At 41.7% G+C, this 21,917-nt stretch carries 22 protein-coding genes and 2 pseudogenes; 19 read left to right on the top strand and 5 right to left on the bottom strand.

Annotated features, from left to right (window positions below):
- Positions 1 to 245 precede the first annotated feature (245 nt).
- Both ACQY3F_RS15820 and ACQY3F_RS15815 read left to right on the top strand, forming a co-directional pair.
- Entirely contained in the window at positions 246 to 779 is a 534-nt protein-coding gene (locus tag ACQY3F_RS15820) for a YaeQ family protein (protein ID WP_428355904.1), read from the top strand.
- Between the two features lie 9 nt (positions 780 to 788).
- Positions 789 to 1,244: a GNAT family N-acetyltransferase gene (locus ACQY3F_RS15815; RefSeq protein WP_428355902.1), complete on the top strand. Its 456-nt coding sequence runs from the start codon at positions 789 to 791 to the stop codon at positions 1,242 to 1,244.
- A gap of 358 nt (positions 1,245 to 1,602) precedes the next feature.
- On the opposite strand, the gene ACQY3F_RS15810 is transcribed toward ACQY3F_RS15815, so the two are convergent.
- Positions 1,603 to 4,692: an efflux RND transporter permease subunit gene (locus tag ACQY3F_RS15810; RefSeq protein WP_428355901.1), complete on the bottom strand. Its 3,090-nt coding sequence runs from the start codon at positions 4,690 to 4,692 to the stop codon at positions 1,603 to 1,605.
- A gap of 145 nt (positions 4,693 to 4,837) precedes the next feature.
- Here ACQY3F_RS15810 and ACQY3F_RS15805 point away from each other — a divergent pair.
- Together ACQY3F_RS15805 and ACQY3F_RS15800 are read left to right on the top strand one after the other, a co-directional pair.
- A pseudogene (locus tag ACQY3F_RS15805) lies at positions 4,838 to 5,745 on the top strand (tyrosine-type recombinase/integrase).
- Positions 5,742 to 6,818, top strand: coding sequence for an IS91 family transposase (locus ACQY3F_RS15800; protein WP_428352924.1), 1,077 nt, complete (start codon positions 5,742 to 5,744; stop codon positions 6,816 to 6,818). Before ACQY3F_RS15805 ends, ACQY3F_RS15800 begins: the two are co-directional and overlap by 4 nt.
- A gap of 817 nt (positions 6,819 to 7,635) precedes the next feature.
- On the opposite strand, the gene ACQY3F_RS15795 is transcribed toward ACQY3F_RS15800, so the two are convergent.
- Positions 7,636 to 8,640: a hypothetical protein gene (locus tag ACQY3F_RS15795; RefSeq protein ID WP_428355899.1), complete on the bottom strand. Its 1,005-nt coding sequence runs from the start codon at positions 8,638 to 8,640 to the stop codon at positions 7,636 to 7,638.
- A gap of 305 nt (positions 8,641 to 8,945) precedes the next feature.
- Between ACQY3F_RS15795 and gcvH the strand changes: the two genes are divergently transcribed.
- From gcvH to ACQY3F_RS15720, 15 genes and pseudogenes are all read left to right on the top strand, one after another.
- On the top strand, positions 8,946 to 9,326 hold the full coding sequence (gene gcvH, locus ACQY3F_RS15790) for a glycine cleavage system protein GcvH (protein ID WP_428355898.1): 381 nt from the start codon (positions 8,946 to 8,948) through the stop codon (positions 9,324 to 9,326).
- Positions 9,327 to 9,693: 367 nt separating this feature from the next.
- Positions 9,694 to 10,053 carry a diacylglycerol kinase gene (locus ACQY3F_RS15785; RefSeq protein WP_428357704.1) on the top strand — a complete coding sequence of 120 codons (360 nt, stop codon included), beginning with the start codon at positions 9,694 to 9,696 and terminating at the stop codon, positions 10,051 to 10,053.
- Positions 10,054 to 10,067: 14 nt separating this feature from the next.
- Entirely contained in the window at positions 10,068 to 11,000 is a 933-nt protein-coding gene (locus ACQY3F_RS15780; RefSeq protein WP_428355897.1) for a carbohydrate kinase family protein, read from the top strand.
- Between the two features lie 184 nt (positions 11,001 to 11,184).
- On the top strand, positions 11,185 to 11,910 hold the full coding sequence (locus ACQY3F_RS15775; RefSeq protein ID WP_428355896.1) for a HupE/UreJ family protein: 726 nt from the start codon (positions 11,185 to 11,187) through the stop codon (positions 11,908 to 11,910).
- Between the two features lie 165 nt (positions 11,911 to 12,075).
- Positions 12,076 to 12,621 (top strand): hypothetical protein, encoded by a 546-nt coding sequence (locus ACQY3F_RS15770; RefSeq protein WP_428355895.1) that lies wholly within the window; start codon positions 12,076 to 12,078, stop codon positions 12,619 to 12,621.
- Between the two features lie 427 nt (positions 12,622 to 13,048).
- Positions 13,049 to 13,804, top strand: coding sequence for a YebC/PmpR family DNA-binding transcriptional regulator (locus ACQY3F_RS15765; protein WP_428355894.1), 756 nt, complete (start codon positions 13,049 to 13,051; stop codon positions 13,802 to 13,804).
- Entirely contained in the window at positions 13,805 to 14,305 is a 501-nt protein-coding gene (gene ruvC / locus ACQY3F_RS15760) for a crossover junction endodeoxyribonuclease RuvC (RefSeq protein ID WP_428355893.1), read from the top strand.
- Positions 14,302 to 14,904, top strand: a complete 603-nt coding sequence (ruvA, locus tag ACQY3F_RS15755) for a Holliday junction branch migration protein RuvA (protein ID WP_428355892.1) — start codon at positions 14,302 to 14,304, stop codon at positions 14,902 to 14,904. The genes ruvC and ruvA overlap by 4 nt, the downstream gene beginning before the upstream one ends.
- A 140-nt stretch (positions 14,905 to 15,044) precedes the next feature.
- Entirely contained in the window at positions 15,045 to 16,382 is a 1,338-nt protein-coding gene (gene rlmD, locus ACQY3F_RS15750; protein ID WP_428355890.1) for a 23S rRNA (uracil(1939)-C(5))-methyltransferase RlmD, read from the top strand.
- A gap of 418 nt (positions 16,383 to 16,800) precedes the next feature.
- Positions 16,801 to 17,301, top strand: coding sequence for a L,D-transpeptidase family protein (locus ACQY3F_RS15745; RefSeq protein WP_428355888.1), 501 nt, complete (start codon positions 16,801 to 16,803; stop codon positions 17,299 to 17,301).
- 446 nt (positions 17,302 to 17,747) lie between these two features.
- Positions 17,748 to 17,864: pseudogene (locus ACQY3F_RS15740) on the top strand (IS1595 family transposase); the annotation flags it as partial.
- 189 nt (positions 17,865 to 18,053) lie between these two features.
- Complete coding sequence (locus tag ACQY3F_RS15735; protein WP_428355887.1) at positions 18,054 to 18,284, top strand: addiction module protein; 231 nt, start codon at positions 18,054 to 18,056, stop codon at positions 18,282 to 18,284.
- Positions 18,274 to 18,567 (top strand): type II toxin-antitoxin system RelE/ParE family toxin, encoded by a 294-nt coding sequence (locus ACQY3F_RS15730; RefSeq protein WP_428355886.1) that lies wholly within the window; start codon positions 18,274 to 18,276, stop codon positions 18,565 to 18,567. Before ACQY3F_RS15735 ends, ACQY3F_RS15730 begins: the two co-directional genes overlap by 11 nt.
- Before the next feature lie 115 nt (positions 18,568 to 18,682).
- Positions 18,683 to 19,120, top strand: coding sequence for a hypothetical protein (locus ACQY3F_RS15725; RefSeq protein WP_428355885.1), 438 nt, complete (start codon positions 18,683 to 18,685; stop codon positions 19,118 to 19,120).
- The gene (locus ACQY3F_RS15720; protein WP_428355883.1) at positions 19,107 to 19,382 is read left to right on the top strand and encodes a hypothetical protein; all 276 of its coding nucleotides are present in this window, start codon (positions 19,107 to 19,109) and stop codon (positions 19,380 to 19,382) included. Before ACQY3F_RS15725 ends, ACQY3F_RS15720 begins: the two co-directional genes overlap by 14 nt.
- Before the next feature lie 25 nt (positions 19,383 to 19,407).
- Here the strand turns inward: ACQY3F_RS15720 and tnpC are convergent, their stop codons facing one another.
- The 3 genes from tnpC to tnpA are packed head-to-tail and all read right to left on the bottom strand — an operon-like array spanning position 19,408 to position 21,768.
- Complete coding sequence (gene tnpC / locus ACQY3F_RS15715) at positions 19,408 to 21,042, bottom strand: IS66 family transposase (RefSeq protein ID WP_428355881.1); 1,635 nt, start codon at positions 21,040 to 21,042, stop codon at positions 19,408 to 19,410.
- Between the two features lie 46 nt (positions 21,043 to 21,088).
- Positions 21,089 to 21,442: an IS66 family insertion sequence element accessory protein TnpB gene (tnpB, locus tag ACQY3F_RS15710; protein ID WP_428353775.1), complete on the bottom strand. Its 354-nt coding sequence runs from the start codon at positions 21,440 to 21,442 to the stop codon at positions 21,089 to 21,091.
- Between the two features lie 8 nt (positions 21,443 to 21,450).
- Positions 21,451 to 21,768, bottom strand: coding sequence for an IS66 family insertion sequence element accessory protein TnpA (tnpA, locus tag ACQY3F_RS15705; RefSeq protein ID WP_428353774.1), 318 nt, complete (start codon positions 21,766 to 21,768; stop codon positions 21,451 to 21,453).
- Positions 21,769 to 21,917: the final 149 nt, after the last annotated feature.

Below are 21,917 nucleotides of genomic sequence, written 5' to 3'. Positions count from 1 at the left end.
TAATTGGTTTGTTTGGTTCGGTCTGGTCATTAAGATTACCACTATACCAGTGAACGCTATTGGTTTGGAGGGAAATTATACCGATAAATAGTATTATAAGTCAGTGACTAAAGTGATATTGATATTAAGTTGTTATTCCTGAATTCAGGACTCTTAATAGTGTGTAACAAAGCTATTAATATTGTTCAGTAGTAAAATACAGTTTCCTACTTGAATTCAGTCAATTTATACAGATATTCGCAGATATGGCTATTAGCTCAACAATCAATAAAGTTTCGCTTAATATTGCAGATATGGATAGGCATTATTATCACAGTCATGAATTAACTGTGGCACAACACCCGTCTGAAACAGAAATTCGCTTTATGATACGGCTAATAGCGTTTATGGCAAATGCTGGTGAACAGCTTTGTTTTACAAAAGGATTAAGTAGCGATGATGAACCTGAACTCTGGCAAAAGTCGCTCACTGATGATATTGAGCTATGGATTGATTTAGGCCAGCCTGATGAAAAAAGGATTCGTAAGGCGTGTGGGCGTGCTCAGCAAGTCATTATCTACACTTATGATGAGCGTAAGGCAAAGGTCTGGTGGGAACAACAGCAAGATAAATTACAACGCTTTAGCAATCTTAAAGTTGTACATGTTAACGCAAAGGGTGTGGACTGCATGGTAAAACGTACGATGCAATTGCAATGCAATATTCAGGATGGAGACGTCTATTTAAATGATGATAGTTCTAGCCATAGCATTACGCTGGACAGACTTTTTGGTTATTGAGTATGCGCAATGATTAAATGGCAATGGTCATTATTTGATGAACTTTCCTTGCACGACTTATACGAAGTCTTAAAAGTACGCCAGGCTGTATTTGTGGTTGAGCAGGGTTGTGCTTACCAGGATGTCGATGAACTGGATCAAGTTGCGTGGCACTTAATTGGATGGCATGAGGATGCAGGTTTTAAAAAAATTGTTGCCTATTTGCGGGTAGTCTATCCTGAAGAAAAATTTTCAGAGCCATCCATTGGTCGAGTCCTTGTTACACCTGAATTACGCAAATCAGGTTTAGGAAAAAAGCTTATTGCTGAAGCAATAGTCCGCATTTCTGATGAGTATCCAGATTCAGCTATTAGAATTTCTGCGCAGAAGTATTTGGAAGTGTTTTACTCAGACTTTGGCTTTACAACTGTTTCTAGTATCTATGAAGAAGATGGGATCCCGCATATTGAAATGTTAAGGTCTTGAGTAGCTCTCTTTGGTTACAAATTTCAGCGACCACCTGGTCATTTCATAAGTCTCGAATTCATTTATTTTCCATTCGCAAGGTTAAAACCTTCGCCTTTCAAGCGAACAGATTTATTCAAATGTTTTACTTAAGAATTAACATAATTATACCCGAAACTTTGTGTAGCCTGCATGAAACTTGCGTAATGCAGGAATAGCAGTGCATCCACTTTCCCGTATTCCGCAAGCTTCATACAGGCCACATTCTGATGATTTTAAAATAGAATAGGGTGAGCCTAAATAACAGGGCTATTCGCCATGTACCCGGAGTTTAAGTCGCCAAGCTTTCAAACCTACCCGTCTTTCAGCGGGTGGTTGTTTAGTTAGCTATTGAACTAAACTTCCCATATCTTAACAACATCAGTGGCAAAAGTAACAAATTCAATAAGGTTGAGGATACCAACCCGCCTATAATAATAGCCGCCATAGGCCCCATGATTTCCAGTCCGGGGTTATCACTGTTAAACGCTATGGGTGCCATCGCTAGTGCTGTTACTAATGCTGTCATAAGTATTGAAGGTAAACGCTCTTGCGCACCTTTTAGCGCGGTCGCTAAATTCCAGGGTAGGCCCTCTTGCTCAACCAGGTACTGGTAATGTGAGAGCAACATTATGCTATTGCGCACAGTAATTCCGAATAAGGTTATAAAGCCGATAATAGACCCAACCGATAGGGTTGCATCCATTATAATAACGGCGATCATACCGCCGATCAGTGAAAAAGGGATATTTAGTAAGGCAATTCCGACATGACGCAGATTCTGGATGGCGATATAAATAAAAATCAGCACGCCTATACTTGCGAGTAATGCATGTAAGATTAGGTCTTGTTTTGCTTGTGCCTGCTCCACTGCTGCGCCGGTAAATTCCGGGAAGATATTGTCTGCGAAACCAATATTATCTGTGACCTGGGCTTTTAGTTCCTGCAAAAAACTAGCCATATCACGGCCCACAACATTACAGGTTATGCTTTGTCGACGCTGGGCATTTTGATGCAGGATATTGTAACGCCCTGCATGGTGTTGAATATCAACCAATTCACTCAGGTTGATTAATTTTCCTGCCAGAGTTCTTATGGGTAGTTGGCCGATTAATTCTGGCTGCTGGCGAAAATCAGGGCTAAGAGTGACACTGATATTATAGTTACGATTACCCTGTAAATGTTTGCCCACTATTTGCCCGGCATAGGCAGCCTGGATGCTTTGCAGTATTTCTGACTCCTGTACTCCCCAGAATTTTAGTTTTGCCTGATTGATATGTATTTGTATCAATGGCGTACCAGGAGGTGAGCGTAATTGTATATCAGCCGCTCCGGGTATAGACTGCATTAACGTTGCTACTTGCTGTGCTTTTATATCCAGTAGGTTTAAATTATTGCCATACAGATTAACCACGACAGGGGAAGTGTAACCAGAAATGGTCTCATCAACTCGCTCTATTAAAAAGGTATTGGCTTCATATAATAAACCTGGAAAATCTGCCAGGATTTCACGTAGCTGTTGTAATACTTCTTGCTGTTCAGCTCCTGAGAGAGGTTTAAGGCGAACTTCATATTCACTGTAATGGCTGCCATAGGTGTCAGCACCTCGCTCTGCACGTCCGGCCCATTGTGAAACGGATTCAATCTGAGGAATTTGCTTGAACTGTTGCGTTATCAGCATTCCCTGACGTATGGATTCTTGTAGCGATGTACCCGGTATACTGGTGGTGTGGACTATATAATGTCCTTCGCGTAATTCTGGCAGGAATTTATGTCCCAGTGTTGCAAAGCGCATCAACGCAAGTGTTGAAATAATAAGACAGGCAATGATAATTAGTTTGAAATGCGCTGATATGGCCGTTAATAAACGAGTGTATATCGGGTTTAGATAGGCAATGACTGGAGGTGTGCCTGTAAGCTGTGTGTCTTTACTTAATAAGACATAACAGAGCGCAGGTGTGAGAGTCAAAGCCACCAGTAAAGACATTAAAATGGCTAATATATAAGAATACCCTAACGGCGCAAACAATCGTCCAGCAACACCTTCCAGAGTGAGTAACGGGATGAATACCAGCGCTACAATAAAGCTGGCATAGACCACAGAACTGCGCACTTCCATAGAAGCGTCATAGACTATTTTTCTGGTCGGTAACGGCTTGGCTAATAAGCGATTTTCACGTAGACGGCGGAAAATATTTTCGGTATCGATAATCGCATCATCGACAACCTCACCCAGTGCAATGGCCAGGCCGCCAAGTACCATGATATTCAGATTAATTTCCAGCTCTAGCAAAACCAATACTGCGCTGATTAAAGACAGAGGAATGGCAATGGCGGAAATAAACGCTGTGCGTAAGTTGTATAAGAACAGATATAAAATAATCAATACAAATAAGCCACCAAGTAGTAAATGACTAGAAAGATTGCTCAGCGAGGTTTGAATATAGTCAGCAGGTTTGAATAGGTGCGCATAAAAGTCGATCTGCTGTTCTGTGAATAAAGCATCAAATTCGCTTAAGGCGCTTTCTAGCGCATTGGAAACGGTGAGGGTATTGGCATCAAATTGACCAATCACCATCATCACAATGCCAGGGTTACCCATAATCTGGGCAGCACCTATAGGGGGTTCTGCAGCGTACTGAATAGTCGCTATTTCAGCTAACAAAAGTGTCAGTTGATTGCTGGATTTTAGAATGCTTTGCCCTAGTTGTTCAGGTGTTGTCGCTAGGCCGGTAACTTGCAAGGTAAAGCGTTGATTGTTGTTTTCTATAAACCCGCCCCCTTGATAGTCGCTATTTTGCGAGACGGCTGCAATCACTTCGGAAATGGCAATATTGTGGCGCTTGAGTTTAACGGGATCCAGCTGAATTTGTATTTGCCTGATCTCGCCACCAAAGATATTCACATCAGCTACGCCAGGTACTGACAATAAACGTGGAACAAGTAATGTATCGACTATATCCCGGAGTTGCATCAGGTCTTTATTTGCCGAGCTAATCCCAATAGTTAGCACAGTCGCTGATGATGAAGTGAGGGGGACAGGAATAGGTGTGTGAACACTTCCGGGCAATTGCGTTGCAACACTGGAAAGGCGTTCGGTGACTAATTGCCGGTTACGATAGATATCACTGTGTTCATCAAAAATAGCCGTGACAATAGACAGCCCTTGTATGGATTCTGATCGTGTAAGCTGTAAATCCATTAAACCGCTGAGAGATATTTCAATCGGCTGAGTTACTATTACTTCAACTTGTTCAGCTGAAAAACCCGGAGACTCGGTTTGAATAATGATTTGCTTGGGGGAAAATTCAGGGAATACATCTAGCCCGGCATTCGCAAAACGATAACTACCATAGATTAATATTAATACAGCGAGAGCAATCACAACGCCATAGAAGCGTATGGAAAATCTAACTAAATGTGCAAGCATAAGGAAGTCAGGTGGTTGGACGAAGCCGCTATCGCGGAGAAAAACAGCGCATCCCTTAAATTTAAAGTGTAACCTCATTGCCTGTTATATGCATAACAGGTAACTTGTAAGCTCATCCAACTAACAATAATGAGGTTACACTGTTATGACACCATCGATAGAGCTTAAATTCAACCATTATTATATCCAGCACTGTAAGCATTTAAAGCTTAAGGGACTGCAACCCAAAACCATTGACGCTTATTCACGCGCTATTCGCCGTATCGGGGAACACTTTCAGGGGCATCTGGATAACTTAACGCAAGATCAACTGGTGGATTATTTTCATGCTCTTTTAAGCCGCCTTTCCTGGAGTGCCGTGAAACTAGATCTCTATGGTCTCAAGTTTTTCTATACACATGTGCTACAAAAGCCGTGGGTTGATGTGCTAATGATTAAACCACCACGATGTACGCGTATACCCGATATTGTCACTGTGGTTGAAGCACAACAACTGTTTATGTCGACCCGTAATCTAAGCTATCGAGTTTTTTATTTTACGATTTACAGTCTAGGTTTACGTTTGGGCGAGGGCTTAAGCCTGAAAGTAGGTGATATTGATGCGACACGCATGCGGGTACATATTCGCAATGCCAAAGGCAATAAGGATCGGCTTGTGCCTTTGCCTGTGAATACCTTGAAGGTGTTGCGTAAGTTTTGGGCTGTGCATAAAAATCCAGTGCTGGTATTTCCCAACCGTGCCCGGGGTCTAAAAGGTGCACATCTTGCTGAATCCCCCCTTGATCGCGGTGGCATCCAGAAGACAATCCGTCTTGTGACGCAAGAAATGGGACTAAAAAAAAGATTTCCTGCCACTCGCTGCGCCACAGTTACGCCACTCACCTGTTAGAAGCCGGGGTTGATTTAGTTGAGTTGCAGAAGATTCTGGGCCATACCAGTTTAGTAACCACGGCTCGCTATACGCATTTGACCGATATTACCGATGAGAATGCAGAGCTGCACATTAATCAGTTAGTCAATGACTTTTCTATTCACTGGGGGCAGATTTCATGATAACCCTAGCTGCAGTGATTGATCAATTTCAGTCTGACTTTTTAAGCGAGTATCAATCTCGTTTACGCTCCAATCAGATCAGTGCATTACATGCCATGAAGAGCTGTCGGACACAGCTGAGTCCTGTGATGCAGGTTAACTGTGCAGACTGTGACTATCAAACCTTTGTGCCTCATTCCTGTGGCCAGCGTAACTGCCCGCATTGTCAACATCATGAGAGTCAACAATGGATTGAACGACAGGTACAAAAACAAGTCCCTGCTGATTATTTTATGAATACCTTTACCTTACCTGCGCAGTTAAGGTCGTTAGCCAGGCAGCATCCGCGGTTACTTTACAGTATGATGTTTGACTGTGCCTGGGCGACTTTACAGAGTTTTAGTAAAAATGATAAGCAGTTGCAAGGCGATGCCGGGGCGATTGCTGTCTTACATACACACTCACGCGAATTAAATTATCATCCGCATATTCATGTCATTATGCCTGCGGCAATCGTGGATAAAATCAAGAAGCTCTGGCGCACTAAGGAAGGCAAATACCTGTTTCATCATAAAGCACTAGCAAAAGTATTTCGTGCAAAGATGCTAGCGCGTATGAACGAAGAAAAGTTGCCATTTCCCACAGCTATTCCGGAAAAATGGGTGGTCGATTGTAAGTTTGTCGGTGCAGGCGATAAAGCATTGATATATCTGGGTCGATACCTGTATCGTGGTGTGATTCGTGAACAGGATATCTTATCCTGCCAAAATGGCAAAGTAACCTACCGTTATCAAGACAGCAAAACCAAACGCTATCAAACCAAAACGGTATCGGGGGCTAAATTTCTGTGGCTGGTGCTGCAACATGTTTTGCCTAAAGGCTTTCGTCGTGCGCGCAATTATGGCTTTTTACATCCGAATAGCAAGGGTGTTATTAAGTTGATTCACTCCCTGCTAAAGTTTGACCCGACGAAGATATTGCGTGCACTCAAAGTACGGCCGGCATTCAGTTGCAAATGTTGTGGCGGGGCGATGGTTGTTGGGCGTCGGCAAATACCCAGGGTGGAAATAATGTTTCAGCCTTTGCCAACTTAACAATTGGAATCACTAGCGCTTATGTAAATTTAAACACTTCGACCCAGGCTATCAGCGGATTAAATGCTGAGGGAGTTGCTTGGGCTAAAATCGGAGATTAAGGCAGAATTTTGCTCCGATACTTGGACTTTGAGAGTTGACTGCAATGGACAACGCTCAAAGTTCAGTTAAACAGGTAAAAACAGAGGTTCGATTCATCAGTCGGGCTGATCAACAAAAAGCTATTTTCATAGAGCGCATTAAATGAATTCCTACTATCGTGCCGGGCTTGTCCAACAAACGGTTCAGATTGTGGCTCGCTTCGCGATCACAATCTAACCTTATTCGTTATCAATGGTTTGAGTTGTAAGTCAGCCTTGGATTTAGAAAGTAACATTGTTTATTTACCATGAAGGGCATGGAGAACTTGAAGGCCGGTTTTTTTACCTAATGAGTATTGCGAGTTTTGATTGCATAATTGATTTTCTTATTTCTTTCTTCATTTGCTTCATGCCCTTCATGGTAATAAAAAGTTTCCTGATTACGTACAACTCTCAGCCATAAGAGAATAAAACATTAAAAACAGTATATTAAAAAACTCGTCATTCCCGAAGTCTTTTATCGGGAATCTATGCTTAACCTACGAGATTCCTGCTAAAAGCATGCAGGAATGACGGCTACGCACTTAAGACGGGACACCGTAGGCTGGGTTACGTTATCTGCGCTTCGCTAGATAAGCTAACCCAGCCTACATTGCTTTGTCCCGTTTTAAAATGGTAGTTGGAATGACGGAGTCTAGCTGAGAGTTGTGGGTAATCAAGAAAAGTTTTGCTGATTATCAATCGTCATCATCGTCTTCAGCCGGAATCTGGCTGCGGAATTCCTCTGATAAAAGCATTTGTGCACCAATACTAACGAGTTTGTCACCTTGCTGTAATTCTTTGTGGATAAAATAAGCGTCAGAGTGGATGAGTTTTTTCTGGGTGATCTTGATACGTTTGAACTGTTCATCATCTAATTGCAGATAAACATAAGCCTGACCTAGATGCCACACTAAAGCTGATGCTGGAATAATAACGCCTGTAGCTTCTGCTGCATTTAATGGTAGCCAGGCAGTTACACGTTGAAAATGCTCTTTTACAGGCGGGTCACCCAGATAAAAATATGTCGCGCCTGCTTGTTGTAGGTTATTTTCATTAATAGGTGCAGCAGAGACTAAGCTAGCAGTCTCTGCTTTTTCGCGTAAGCCAAGAGGCTGGATAAAAATACGGTTACTGGGTGTTTGGATTTGCGGCGGCAGGCTAACAAGATACAATCCGTGGTCAAGCGTTTTTAGCATATTTTTAGACGGGCTAGCTGAGCTTAAGTACCAGTCACTTAAAATACGCCCCCATTTTACTTGTGCATATAAGAGGATATTATTACTTTGTAGTTGCGCAGCATTAAACGTAGTCTGATCAATTTTTAGCAGCGTTTGTTGTTCGTGCAATTTACGCGTGGAAACGGCTTTATCTCGCTGTAGATGTTGTAAACGCAGTACATTTTTCTGGCTACGCTGCAATTTAATCTGCGCTGTTTGCTGCTTAGCTTTAGCCAGAAAATAGTCTTTGCGCAGATTGATTAATGTACTGAGGTCTACCCGAACAGCAAAGGTTTCTATTTCGGGGTTGTTCTGAGTAAACTGTAATTCCAGGGTTTTTATGCCTGTTGCAATCTGGGTGGCTTCATCAATAACTACGCCAGTATAGGAGTGTTGAATAGCGTCATCATCTGCTAAACCGGGTTGACAAATCAAAGCAAGAAGCAGGAAAAATATGCTAAGAATTGGCAATGGATTAAACATGATGACTTTATAAGGGTTGGGCTGATTATTTGATATGTAATTTATTATAAAGTATTCGGACTATTATCCTAGAAAAATCAGTTGCTCACGGTTTCTAGCACAAGCTATTGATCCCACAGCACTTCCAAGAAATACCCACACACCTAAGGGTGAATCTAAGATTTTTTGAAATCACTGTGAAACCAATATCTTGCACTATAATTCCGCGCTCAACTGATTTTTCTAGGATTATTAGAGGTCAAATGAATAATTTAGGATAAAATATGCGCACTAACAATAATTAAAAAAACAAAGGTGAGACAAGTATGAGCCAGAATCCTGAAGACCTAAAATACGCGGTAACCCACGAATGGGTAAAGTTAGAAGATGACAATATAATAAAAGTGGGCATTACAGATTTTGCACAGGAAGAGTTAGGTGACCTTGTTTATATTGAATTACCAGAAGTGGGCCGTAATTTAGCAATCGAAGAACAGTGTGCCGTTGTTGAGTCGGTTAAGACAGCATCGGATTTATTTAGCCCTGTCGCGGGTGAAGTGATTGCCATTAATGAATCATTGGCTGATGCACCGGAACAGGTTAATGAAGATGCTTTCAATACCTGGTTATTTAGCTTAAAAATTAAAAATGTGGATGATTTAGACAGATTGCTTGATGCTGAGGGTTATGAGCAAGCAATATCCTAAACTTATACTTCGCACGGCCACGTTTGCGTAGCTAGTTATGCGCCTGTTTCACCGCCCCAGTATCAAGTACGGGGCAGGCTTTGTTCTCAACAAAAATCGACTGGTTATAAAATCGGCAACCGTCACAGCGCGAAGTATAATAGCTAATCACTCTTTCTAGGTGCCTTAGATAAAAACTATCCACATTATCTGTGGATAACACTGTTGATAGTTTGCAACAAACATTGTTAAAGGACTGTAATGAATATAGTTTTATTAAATTGACCAAATAATATACATTCATAAAAATCAAAGACTTAAATGCAGCTTAGTCTTTGTGATAACAGAAAATATTAATATAATTTTACTTGACAGGAGTTTGTGGAAAATGGCGGGACAACAAGCAAAAGGTTTAAAACGCATTGTTAATGCATTCTTTTTTTCAATCGCTGGATTTAAAGCAATCTGGAAGCATGAAGAAGCCTTTAGACAAGAGGTGCTTTTACTCTTAGTGGCAGCTCCCATCGCACTGTGGATAACGGATAATAATATTGAGCAGGTGTTACTGATAGGTAGCGTAGTCGGGGTATTATTAGTAGAACTTTTAAATTCAGCTGTTGAAGCAGCAATTGACAGAATTGGCTTTGAGCACCATGAACTTTCAGGGAGAGCAAAAGATATCGGTTCTGCAGCAGTTATGTTATCGTTAACTTTGGCAGCCTTTACATGGGCGCTAATTTTAATTTAATTTGGAAATAATATATGAGTGCATTGATTTGTGGGTCTATGGCCTACGATACAATTATGGTTTTTCACGATAAGTTTAAAAACCATATTCTTCCAGAAAAAGTACATATGTTAAATGTGTCTTTTCTTGTTCCCGCAATCCGCAGAGAGTTTGGCGGATGTGCTGGAAATATTGCGTATAATTTAAAATTATTAGGTGAACAGCCTAAAATTATGGCAACGGTAGGTCATGATTTCGAACCTTATGCGCAATGGTTGAGTCAATGTAAAATCTCATGTGAATATATCAGCAAACTGGATGCTCATTATACCGGGCAGGCTTATATCACTACCGATGAGGATGATAACCAGATTACTGCTTTTCACCCGGGCGCGATGAATGATTCACATACTAATTCAGTGCCTCAGGATACAGATATAGAAGTGGGGATTGTTTCACCTGATGGAAAGCTAGGTATGCAACAGCATGCGCAAGAATTTGTAGAGGCAGGCATTCCTTTTATATTTGATCCTGGTCAGGGCATGCCTATGTTCAGTGGTGAAGAGTTAGTGGAATTATTAGGCTTAGCAACCTGGGCAACCTTTAATGACTATGAATCTGAACTTATGCAGGATCGCACCGGTTTAACTTTGGAGCAAATAGCCGAACAAGTTGAAGCATTGGTTATTACATTAGGCGGGGAAGGCTCTAAGATTTATACTCAGGGGCAATGTATCGATATTCCCTCTGCGAAGGCAAAACAATTAAGTGACCCTACTGGTTGCGGAGATGCTTATCGCGCAGGGTTGTTGTTTGGTATTATGAATGAATATGACTGGCCAACAACAGGGCGTATTGCTTCTTTACTGGGCTCAATGAAAATTGAGCATCATGGCACGCAGAATCATAGTTTTACTATGGAGCAATTTAAAGCGCGTTATCAAGATAGTTTTGGTGAGTCGTTTTAGTCATTGATATTGAGCTTCAATACCGTAGGCTGAGTTAGATTTTTTTTGCGCAGCAATAAAAATGTAACCCAGAAGATTTGCGTATAGACCAAAATTCTGGGTTACGTTATCTACGCTTTGCTTGCTAATCTAACCCAGCCTACAAAGTAATTTATTGATTATGATGAGTTAGCAAACAATTAATATGTTGAATAGCGGTACAACAAAATATATCAATCCAGTCAGATTTTCTACTTCATTGACTGTGATAGCACTCACTCTGCTGTGCATTTCTGTCGCTGTGGCGCATGGTGTTGATGCCAATACCATGCAGTTCCTACAAGCTAATCAAGGTGTTGCTTTAGGTCCGTTTATGTATATCGGTGCCAAGCATATGCTCACCGGTTATGATCATCTATTATTCCTACTCGGGGTGGTTTTCTTTTTATTCCGTACCCGGGATATCTTGATTTATGTTAGTTTATTTACTCTGGGCCATAGCTTAACGCTGTTTTTCGGTGTTCTGGATAATCTATCCGTCAATGCATATTTAATTGATGCAATTATAGGCTTGTCTGTGGTTTATAAGGGCTTCGATAATCTAGGTGGTTTTCAACGACTGTTTGCCAGGCAACCCAATACCAAAATAGCGGTACTGATTTTTGGTTTGTTTCACGGCCTGGGTTTAGCGACCAAGTTACAGGATTTTGATTTGCCTCAGCAAGACCTGTGGAAAAACTTACTGGCTTTTAATGTGGGTGTGGAAATTGGTCAATTTCTGGCTTTATTATTTATTGTCATACTTCTGAATTTCTGGCGACGCTTTAATAGTTATTTAAGTTTTGCTGTACTTACCAATACTTTGTTAATGGCGGCAGGGCTGGTATTGTTTGGCTATCAAATGACGGGGTACTTAGGTAACGCGCAATAAATAACCCACCCATATTGCGTAGGATTTTTGTTTGTCTTTAAGGCGTAGAAATAGGCGCATAGCTAGTTACGTAACTATTTCTACAACGCAGAAGACGGACAAAAAGACCAGCAAGATGGGTGGGTTATTTATTGCGCGTTACCTTTTACTAATAACACAAGACTTATGACTGAAGTAATTGTACCTGTTCAATCCCTGAAGACACTGATTATCAGCATTGTCTGTGCAATTCTGTTGGCTTTATTTATCTTGATTGCATTTGTCGGACCTGCTGAATATGGCATAGATCCAACAGGCCTGGGCAAGAAACTAGGCTTAACTGCATTAGCCCAGACACCACAGGACAATACCAAAGCTGTGATCTCATGTCCGGTAGGGGAAAATCAATCAGACTGGCAGGATATTGTTATCATTACAGTCCCTGCAAAATCCGGCCTGGAATATAAATTTCATATACAGCAGGGTGATGAAATCGCCTATGCATGGCTAAGCGATGGTTCGGACTTATATTTTGATTTTCATGGCGAACCCGCAGGCGATAAGACAGGCTATTTTAAATCGTATCGCGAGAGTACAGCGAGTCACTCAAACGGCTTATTGACGACACCATTTTCGGGAACGCATGGCTGGTACTGGAGAAATGATACCAATAAGGCAGTCCAGATAACATTAAAGACTAAAGGCCAGTATCAAATTAAAGGCTTGATTTAGCAATGCTTGGGTACTTAGGTAACGCGCAATAAATACCCCACCCATATTGCGCAGGATTTTTGTTTGTCTTCAAGGCGTAGAAACAGGCGCATAGCTAGCTACGTAACTATTTCTACAACGCTGAAGACGGATAAAAAGACTAGCAAGATGGGGGGGTATTTGTTGCGAGTTGCCTTAGTGGGTGTGATTAAAAGTGCAGTAATCGTAACAAGCAAAGTTGTAGAGCGGACTTTAGTCCGCTATATTTCAGCATGAATTGCGGACTGAAGTCCGCTCTACAATAATGCAATTCATATTTACGTCACTTTTAATCACACCCATGCTAAGTAGGCTGGCTAAAGCCTACGCCCCATTTTTATGATAGAATCAGTTTTTTTCACCGGCTGCAGTTTGTGAGTGCAGTAAAAAACCCTTATAGAGAGAAATAATGGCAGGACATAGTAAGTGGGCGAATATTAAGCACCGTAAAGCAGGCCAGGATGCAAAACGGGGAAAATTATTTACCAAAGTCATACGTGAGATTTCGGTAGCGGCAAAATCAGGCGTTGCTGATCCTGCAAGTAATCCCAGCTTACGGTCTGCGATTGATAAAGCTCTAGGCGCAAATATGAAGCGCGATACTATCGATAATACGGTTAAAAAAGCAACCGGGGCTATGGATGGTGTTAATTATGAAGAAGTACGCTATGAGGGCTATGGATCGGGTGGTATTGCCGTATTGGTTGATTGTTTAACAGATAACCGTAACCGCACAGTTGCCGAAGTACGTCATGCTTTTACGAAAGCCGGTGGTAATCTTGGAACCGATGGATCGGTTGCCTATATGTTTAATAAGGTCGGTATTATTAGCTATGCTAGTGGTATCGATGAAGATGCCTTAATGGAAGCTGCTTTAGAAGCAGGTGCTGAAGATGTCATCACCAATGATGATGGCTCTGCTGATGTGATGACCGCGTGGGAAGACTATTTGAATGTTAAGGAAGCGATGGTCGTTGCAGGGTATGAACCGGAAGGTGGCGAAGTAACCATGCAGGCAGAAATTTTAAACCAGCTTGACGTTAATGATGCTGAAAAAATATTGCGTTTAGTCGATGTATTAGAAGATCTGGATGATGTACAAAGTGTCTATACTAATGCTGATATTAGTGAAGAAGTGATGATGCAACTTGAAGATGCATTATAAGTGAGCAGAATTTTAGGCATCGATCCGGGTTCACGCTTAACAGGGTTTGGTGTGATAGACACAACAGCCACTGGCTATCAATATGTAGCCAGTGGCTGTTTGCGTATTAAAGGAGATGATTTTCCTCTGCGCTTAAAGCAGATTTTTGCTGGCATTAGCGATATAGTTGAAGAACATCAGCCGACGGAAATGGCGATTGAACAAGTGTTTATGCATAAGAATGCAGATTCCGCTTTAAAATTAGGTCAGGCGCGTGGCGCGGCTATTTGTGCTGTACAGCTATTTGATATTCCAGTATTTGAGTATGCAGCACGTCAGGTCAAACAAGCAGTGGTAGGTAAGGGTTCAGCGGACAAATTACAGGTGCAGCATATGGTAAAAATTTTGCTAGGTATTACGGGTGAATTACAGATAGATGCCAGTGATGCGCTAGGCATCAGCCTATGTCATGCAAATTTTCAACAAACACAAAGACGAATAAATCAGGGCGTGCCTTCATGATTGGATTTATACGCGGTAAATTAGTCAGCAAAAAGCCGCCATTGCTGGTGTTAGATGTGCAGGGTGTGGGCTATGAAATAGAAGCCCCGATGACCACCTTTTATAATCTTCCGGCTATGGATGAAACCGTGCATTTACATACCCATTTAGTGGTACGCGAAGATGCGCATATTCTGTTTGGCTTTTCGACTGAATCGGATAGATTGATGTTCCGTACGCTTATTAAAGTAAATGGCGTAGGCCCAAAATTAGCATTAACCATATTATCAGGGCAAAGCGCAGATGAGTTTCATCGTTGTATTCATGATAATGATACGGCTACTTTAATTCGCCTACCGGGTGTCGGTAAGAAGACAGCCGAGCGTTTGATTATAGAAATGCGCGATAAATTACCCACACTGGATGAAAGCACAAGTGGGAATAATAATGTAGAGCAGGGCAGCGGTCTAACAAGAAGCAGTGCAAAACAAGAAGCCATTAGTGCTTTATGTGCTTTAGGGTACAAAGCGCAAGATGCCAGTAAAATGGTGCAGGGGATCGCGCAAGAAGATAAAAGTTGTGAAGATATTATTCGCCTGGCTTTGCAGGGAAAAACCTAGTTCAAAATGTGCGCGTTATAATTGAAGCTGAAAGGGGCGCGGATCTTTAGTCCGCTCTTTAAAATGCAGGCTAAAGACCTGCGCCCCATATAATGCGAAACAGTTATTCCGTGCGTGTTCCTTAATAAAAAAATTAAAAGATGGCACGTAGACGATATCATAAGAAAAGAAAACTCCCCGAAGATCCTGTAAAAGTCACTATAGAAGCTTTCACCCATGATGGCCGGGGTGTTGCTCATGTCGATGGTAAAGCGGTATTTATAGATGAAGCTTTGCCAGGAGAAGAACTGGAGTTTATTTATACCGATAGCCGCAAAGACTATGCTGAGGGCAAAGTGGAAACCTTGCTTACCGAATCACCGGATCGGGGAGAAGCGGCTTGTGCACATTTTGGCCGTTGTGGTGGTTGTAGCTTTCAGCATGTTAAAGATGAGCAGCAGATTGTTATAAAGCAAGGATTATTAGCCGAGCAATTTCAGCGCATAGGCAAAGTTGCTATTTCAGAATACTGGGAGCCGTTAATAGGTCCACACTGGGGCTATCGCCGCAAAGCACGTATGGGGGTTAAATATGTGGCAAAAAAAGGCCGCGTATTAGTTGGCTTTAGAGAGCGGCGCAATCAATTTCTAGCGGAAATAGAAAGTTGTAAAGTATTGCACCCTATCATCGGTGAGAAACTGATGGATTTATCGGCAATGATAGGCCAATTAAGCATTAAAGATAAAATTCCACAAATCGAAGTTGCCATAGGCGATCAGGACTGTGTGCTTGCTTTTCGCGTGCTGGAACCCGCAACGGATGAAGATAAAGAAATTATGCGTGCCTTTGGACATCAGCACAACATCTCGATGTGCCTGCAATCCAAAGGTCCGGATACCATCGTGCCGATTGATGGCGAACCGGAAGTGATTCCAACCTACTCATTACCGGATCAGGGCATAACTTTTCGCTTTAAACCGGCTATGTTTACCCAGGTAAATTATGAAATTAATCGTCTGATGGTCAACCGGGTCATGCAGGAGATGGATTTTAATGAGCAGGATAGAGTGTTGGATTTATTTTGTGGGCTAGGCAACTTTACTTTACCTATTGCGACCAAAGCAGGGCATGTCGTAGGTGTTGAGGGCGATCAGCCACTAGTCAATCATGCGAAAGAAAATGCATTATTGAATAATCTAAGCAATGTTGAATTTTTTGCGGCTGACTTAAGTAAAGATGTCAGTGATCAAGCCTGGGCAAGACAAAAGTATAATAAAGTGATGTTAGATCCGTCACGAGCAGGCGCATCCGACGTGTTGCATAATCTGAAAAAATGGGAGCCGGAACTGGTGATGTATGTTTCCTGTAATCCCTCGACTTTAGCTAGGGATGCCGGGATTCTGGTGAATGAATTAGGCTACACTTTAGTTAAAGCAGGCGTAATGGATATGTTCCCGCAAACAGGGCATGTTGAATCGATAGCTTTATTTAAAAAATAAAGTTCGCGAGATAAGGAGTTGTAGGGCGTGGCTTTAGCCCGCCTTCAATAAGATTCTATGCAAGCTTGTGCTGAGCCAGTTCCTGTATTTCGCAAGCTCCATACGGAATACATTTAAAACGCTAAACTTCATGTCCTTCATGGTAGAAAGCCGCAACCGTCACCGCGCGAAGTATATACGCCTGTGCGCGAATTAACTTAGAAAAATCAGTTGAGTGCGAATTTATAGTGCAAGATATTGAATTAATATAATACTTTCAAAAAATTTTAGCTTCACCCATAGGTTAAGCGGACATTTTTTGGAAGTGCGGTGGAATCAAAAGCTTGTGCTAGAAATCGTGAGCAACTGATTTTTCTAGGATTAAGAACCCGGCGGGCTAAAGCCGCGCCCTACAATAGAATCTTGAGGAACGATTAGCATGCTAGCTGATACTTTACCCCAACGTTATATCGAAATATGTATCACAACTCAGACGCTGAACCTTATTGAAAATAATACAGTACTACAGAGCTATCCGGTTTCAACCGCTAAAAATGGGGTAGGCCAGGCAATGGGCTCGGAATGCACACCATTAGGCTGGCATAAAATCCGCGCCAGAATTGGCGATAATCAGCCTTTAAACAGTGTTTTTGTTGGTAGACGGGCTACCGGAGAAATATATAGACCTGAAATAAGCCGGCAATACCCTGACCGAGACTGGATCTTAAGCCGGATACTCTGGCTAGGTGGGCTGGAAGCTGGATTTAATCGTTATGGCAAGGTTGATAGCACATGGCGCTATATTTATATTCATGGTTGCCCGGATCAGTTAATGCAAGGTAAACCAGAATCACACGGTTGTATCAGAATGGCGAACGCTGATGTTTGCTTATTGTTTGATCAGATTAAACCGGGTGAAATAGTTTATATTCATGCTTGAACAATTTGACCCAAACAGTTAACTTCAGACCACCTGAACTCTAGGATAATAACTTGATACCAATGATTAACATGTAGGTTGGCGCTGAGTATGCGAAGCCCAACAATCACTGTGCAATATCATGTTGGGCTTCGCATACTCAGCGCCAACCTACGCGCGTTAGTGTCATCTAATTATCTTGTGAAAACGGTAAGCTTTTGATTTCTTTATGTCGAGGTCAGGTGTTCTGAACTTGTGGCTGGATTTAATTTCTATGTACAGGGGTACACTATAATTATGAACCTAACTTCTATAATTTAAGGATCGTAGTTATCAGGCAAACAATATCTATGGCAAAGCCAAACAAGTCCAGCGATAACTCAAGTTAAAGTTTCCAGGTCATAAATGTGTTCACGAAAAAATATCTATAATTTTCAATTCGGGACCTGATCCTATTTTTTGTATGTTATCGCTTTAATCGGTGCTTTCAGCTAGAGGATATGATACCCCGGCTGGGGTATATTGCAGTAAGAACCCCTCCCATGCCTGGGAGGTTATTGAAAATAGATGAAGGTTATGGGTAATCAGGAAGATCTTTGTTGGAGGTAAAAAGTAAAGCAAGTATAATTATGGATGAATGGTGAGCGTTCTACCCTCCCCAATCTCAATTTTTTAAAGGGGTTGTGAACAGTTACGATGAATGTATTTTTAGCTTTCATGCATTAATAATACAATTATGAATATATTAAAAATAGAGTTAATAGGTGATTATCATGAATATTGATGAGATGTCAGTCGAGGTTTTGGGGTTGAAACCACATGATCGAGCAACACTAGCCGAAGTAATTTGGGAAAGCCTTGAAGCCCCATTTAAATTACCAAAAGATATATCAGATGACGAAGCAATTATTTTATCAAAAATTAGAGATAGAGAGATTGAGTTTGGGAAAGTCACTCCAATTTCACACAATGAACTAATGAATAACCTAAGAAGTGAGAGTTGAATATCATCCTATAATTGAAGAAGAATTAAGGAATATAATTAAATATTATGATCAATGTTCTTCGGGATTAGGTTCAGAATTTTTAAATGAGTTTGAAAAACAGATAATAAAAATATCTTCAATGCCAGATATGTGGGTTATGGTTGAAGCTGGTATACAACGTTCTTTAATGGAACGTTTTCCGTATGTGATTTATTTTCGAGTCATTGATAATGAAATACTTAGAGTTACTGTTGTTAAGCATCAACGTAGACATCCTAGTTTTGGTAGAGATAGAAAATAATGCGGTTAACTTGGCGCGTCATCGAACCTAAAAAATGCTTGCACTCGGAAAAAATAAAGCTGCGTCGCTTCGCTCTGCAACTTTCATTTTCCGGTGAAGTAGGCGTTATGTGTAAATGATCATGCCTGAATTTGGGCTAGGAGCATTTTCAACAGGTACGCTTATTGGGCTTATGCTCGGGGCTTATCTTGGCCATGCATTTGCCATTCGTAGAGGAAAGATACAATCTAGGCACAATGCAGCCATAGAACTTAAAAAGGCATTTCGCCGTTGTACCTTACAAATAGAAAATGGTGAAAATCCAACCATTATGGTTTCTGCTGAATATCATAAGCAACATGAAGCCGCGATGGATTACTCAGCAACTCTTAATGGCAGAGCTTTAAAAAAATTTAATCGTTCGGTCAACGAATATACTGAGTGGTTCAAGGTGGTTTGTAATCGTACAGCGGCTCAAACACTATATGAGCAAGATGATCCTGAGTATTTAAAAATCAAAAATAAAGACCCTCTAGAATTAATCAATGGCATGCTTAAATATGCAAACACATAGCAAACGCATCAAAGATCAGCCGCAAAAAACACGCGGCTTGGACTTCCTTACGCTGCGCTTCAGTCAGCCCTTTATGCGGACGTTATGTGCAGAACCAAAATTGGAGGTTGGTGTGAATTCAAGGTTAATCCCTATAACAACAGCTATCGTATCATTAGCTGTTGCTGTATTTTTCATTGTTTATTTCGATAGCCTTTGGCGCTGGGTAATTGCTAGCCCAGTTTTAGTATTTGTTACTTGGCCTTCCATTAAAATAGGGTAAGCGCTCAACGAAGCACGTACTTGCCCTATTCAGGCGTATCTGATTTTTTAATATTCCAGGGCAACAAAGCCTCCACTTTATCAACCGTATCAGCATAAGGTAAAGCAGTGAGAACCTGCTTAAGATATGCATAAGGCTCCAGCCCATTTGCTTTAGCTGTTTCTATCAGGCTGTAATGTATTGCACTGGCACGAGCACCCGCAGGGGTATCAGAAAATAACCAGGCTTTGCGCCCTATCACAAACGGGCGAATCGCATTTTCTGCCAGGATGTTGCTAATATTGAGTTCACCATGGGTGCAATACACATTGAGTTTTTCCCACTGGTTACTCAGGTAAGTCATTGCCTTTCCTGTCAGGCTATCTTTAGGTACTTTATGCTGGTTTTCTTCCAGATAGGCTTTGAGCTGGCTCAATACAGGAATGCTCTTCTCCTGGCGCTGCTGATATTTTTCATCCACTGACAGGTCTTTAATTTCTCGCTCAATGACATACAGTTTATTGATCAGGCTCAGCGCTTTACCTGCTTTTGAGGGTTTGTTATTTTGTCCCTTTTTGCGTTTAGGCTGTGCATTCTGGGCATCTTTAAAATAACGACGCGCATGATCCCAGCACCCCAGCTGGGTGATGCTGTTTTTTTGGCACACGGCATTGTACCCCGCATAGCCATCGGTTTGCAGATAGCCACTAAAGCCGTCAAGCAGGCGCATGGGGACGTCTCCACTACGAGAGGGATCGTATTCAAACAGGATGCTTTTTTCACCCGGTGGCCCGCCAAGCGTCACCCACATATATTTATCTGAGGTCGCTGGCCGCCCCGGTTCTTTTAATACCTGAACCCGCGTTTCATCAGCGAGTATGACTGCCCCTGTGTGTTGATGCTCTCGCATCAGATTAATCAGGGGCTGAAGTTGTTTAGCCAGTGCGATCATCCAGTTTGCTAATGTCGCTCTGGAGATGTCACCCCCATAACGAGACAAGATGCCTTCTTGCCGATATAAAGGTAAGCCGTCAGCATACTTGGCGATAATAACAAAGCACATTAAACTGATGCTTCCCATTGCTCTGGCAATAGGGTGTCTGGGCATTTGTGCGGCTTTAACCTGGCGTTGTTTTTCGCCTTCAATCTGTTTGATAAAGACCGCTTTTTCCTGCATGTATTCAAGAACACGTACTTTAGCAGGAATAATATCCAGCTCTTCTTTCACTTTAGTAAAGAAAGTATCAATAGCACCTTCTTTTTCTTCATCGGTTAAATAAATAAAAATTTGCTCGCGGGGTAACTTATCCGAAAAGGGTTTGCGTCCCGGCTTTTTCTTCGTGCCAGTAGAACTTGTCTGCTTATCGCCCTCAGGTGCTTCATCAGCTTCCTGGTCTAATTCCTCGCTGCTATCTGCTTCATTCTCTGCTTCATCAAACAAAGAGGATTGATGAGATTGTTCACTCGATGACCCAAAGCGTTTTATTTTAGATAAGCGTAGTACCTCTTCCAGAATAAGGATGCGTTTTTTCTGTTCGGAAATCACCCCAGACTTAACTTCAATCACACGCGTCAGTTCATCAATAGCCTCTTCTTTTTCAAGCAACAAAGCAACACTCTCCGACAGCAAAGAACCGGCTTTATCTTGTTGTTTTATATTTGAAATATCGGCTAAAATCATGGCTTTATTATAGCATTTATAGTGGCAATAATGAACACAAAAACAGCTAAAAAACAGACTCATATTGAAGTTTTTTATGACCCTTCATCGCGCTAATATCAAAGCCATCCAGCAACCAGTTTAACGGCTGTCCTGTTAAGGTTAATGTCTCTTCATCACCTTTAGGCCACTTAAATTTGTCTTCTACCAATGACTTGTAATAAAGGACAAAACCATTATCTTCCCAGAACAGACATTTAATCTTATTCCGCTGTTTATTCGTAAAGGCATAGAGAGCCCCCTCAAAAGGATTATGCCCTAACTCACATTCAACAATCGCCGATAGCCCTCGGTGTGACTTACGAAAATCAATGGGACGCCGATACAGATACACCTCCGTTAAAGACAGGGATGGACGCATAACAACCGTCACCGCAACAGCTCAAGCAGTGGTTGAATACACGACATAGTGTCCTGCGTAATACCTTCCAGACGTGTGCCATCATTAAATCGTAAGGATAATCCAATAGCTAGATCCGGTGAGATACCCTCGTCAACCCGAATGCGCGTAAATCCTGTAGGGGAAGTAGTAGGCTTTACAGTCGATTTACGTTTCCAGTAGCCGAACTTTTGCGGGCATAAATCATGTTGCCGACAATAAGCTGCCTGTGATTGGCCTGATGCCTGCCAGTGCTCTATGTGAATAGGCCAGAAAGTCTTTTCCTGTATTTTTTCTAACGCTGCCATTTAAAATTCCCCGTGGTATTTAACAATGGGGATAGTTTGGCATTAATCTGAGTTGCCGTGAAGTACGCTGACTATTGAGCGCTTACAAAATAGGTTTGTTCTCATCACAAAAAGACGTTGATAAAATGACGGGAGCCGATAAGCTTTAT

Origin of the sequence: Methyloprofundus sp. (assembly GCF_965251085.1) — a bacterium.
In the GTDB taxonomy this organism is placed as follows: domain Bacteria; phylum Pseudomonadota; class Gammaproteobacteria; order Methylococcales; family Methylomonadaceae; genus Methyloprofundus.
The sequence above is the reverse complement of the archived record's forward strand: the minus strand, read 5'-3'. Positions and strand labels throughout refer to the sequence as shown.

What these genes read in the sequence shown, in the direction of transcription:
- ACQY3F_RS15815 (WP_428355902.1), top strand. Translation starts at nt 789, where the DNA reads ATGATTAAATGGCAATGGTCATTATTTGATGAACTTTCCTTGCACGAC.
- ACQY3F_RS15765 (WP_428355894.1), top strand. Translation starts at nt 13,049, where the DNA reads ATGGCAGGACATAGTAAGTGGGCGAATATTAAGCACCGTAAAGCAGGC.
- ACQY3F_RS15820 (WP_428355904.1), top strand. Translation starts at nt 246, where the DNA reads ATGGCTATTAGCTCAACAATCAATAAAGTTTCGCTTAATATTGCAGAT.
- tnpC (WP_428355881.1), bottom strand. Translation starts at nt 21,042, where the DNA reads ATGATTTTAGCCGATATTTCAAATATAAAACAACAAGATAAAGCCGGT.
- ACQY3F_RS15810 (WP_428355901.1), bottom strand. Translation starts at nt 4,692, where the DNA reads ATGCTTGCACATTTAGTTAGATTTTCCATACGCTTCTATGGCGTTGTG.
- ACQY3F_RS15785 (WP_428357704.1), top strand. Translation starts at nt 9,694, where the DNA reads ATGGCGGGACAACAAGCAAAAGGTTTAAAACGCATTGTTAATGCATTC.
- gcvH (WP_428355898.1), top strand. Translation starts at nt 8,946, where the DNA reads ATGAGCCAGAATCCTGAAGACCTAAAATACGCGGTAACCCACGAATGG.
- ACQY3F_RS15775 (WP_428355896.1), top strand. Translation starts at nt 11,185, where the DNA reads ATGTTGAATAGCGGTACAACAAAATATATCAATCCAGTCAGATTTTCT.
- tnpB (WP_428353775.1), bottom strand. Translation starts at nt 21,442, where the DNA reads ATGCGTCCATCCCTGTCTTTAACGGAGGTGTATCTGTATCGGCGTCCC.
- tnpA (WP_428353774.1), bottom strand. Translation starts at nt 21,768, where the DNA reads ATGGCAGCGTTAGAAAAAATACAGGAAAAGACTTTCTGGCCTATTCAC.
- ACQY3F_RS15780 (WP_428355897.1), top strand. Translation starts at nt 10,068, where the DNA reads ATGAGTGCATTGATTTGTGGGTCTATGGCCTACGATACAATTATGGTT.
- ACQY3F_RS15770 (WP_428355895.1), top strand. Translation starts at nt 12,076, where the DNA reads ATGACTGAAGTAATTGTACCTGTTCAATCCCTGAAGACACTGATTATC.
- ACQY3F_RS15720 (WP_428355883.1), top strand. Translation starts at nt 19,107, where the DNA reads ATGCAAACACATAGCAAACGCATCAAAGATCAGCCGCAAAAAACACGC.
- ACQY3F_RS15725 (WP_428355885.1), top strand. Translation starts at nt 18,683, where the DNA reads ATGATCATGCCTGAATTTGGGCTAGGAGCATTTTCAACAGGTACGCTT.
- ACQY3F_RS15735 (WP_428355887.1), top strand. Translation starts at nt 18,054, where the DNA reads ATGAATATTGATGAGATGTCAGTCGAGGTTTTGGGGTTGAAACCACAT.
- ruvA (WP_428355892.1), top strand. Translation starts at nt 14,302, where the DNA reads ATGATTGGATTTATACGCGGTAAATTAGTCAGCAAAAAGCCGCCATTG.
- ACQY3F_RS15745 (WP_428355888.1), top strand. Translation starts at nt 16,801, where the DNA reads ATGCTAGCTGATACTTTACCCCAACGTTATATCGAAATATGTATCACA.
- rlmD (WP_428355890.1), top strand. Translation starts at nt 15,045, where the DNA reads ATGGCACGTAGACGATATCATAAGAAAAGAAAACTCCCCGAAGATCCT.
- ACQY3F_RS15795 (WP_428355899.1), bottom strand. Translation starts at nt 8,640, where the DNA reads ATGTTTAATCCATTGCCAATTCTTAGCATATTTTTCCTGCTTCTTGCT.
- ACQY3F_RS15800 (WP_428352924.1), top strand. Translation starts at nt 5,742, where the DNA reads ATGATAACCCTAGCTGCAGTGATTGATCAATTTCAGTCTGACTTTTTA.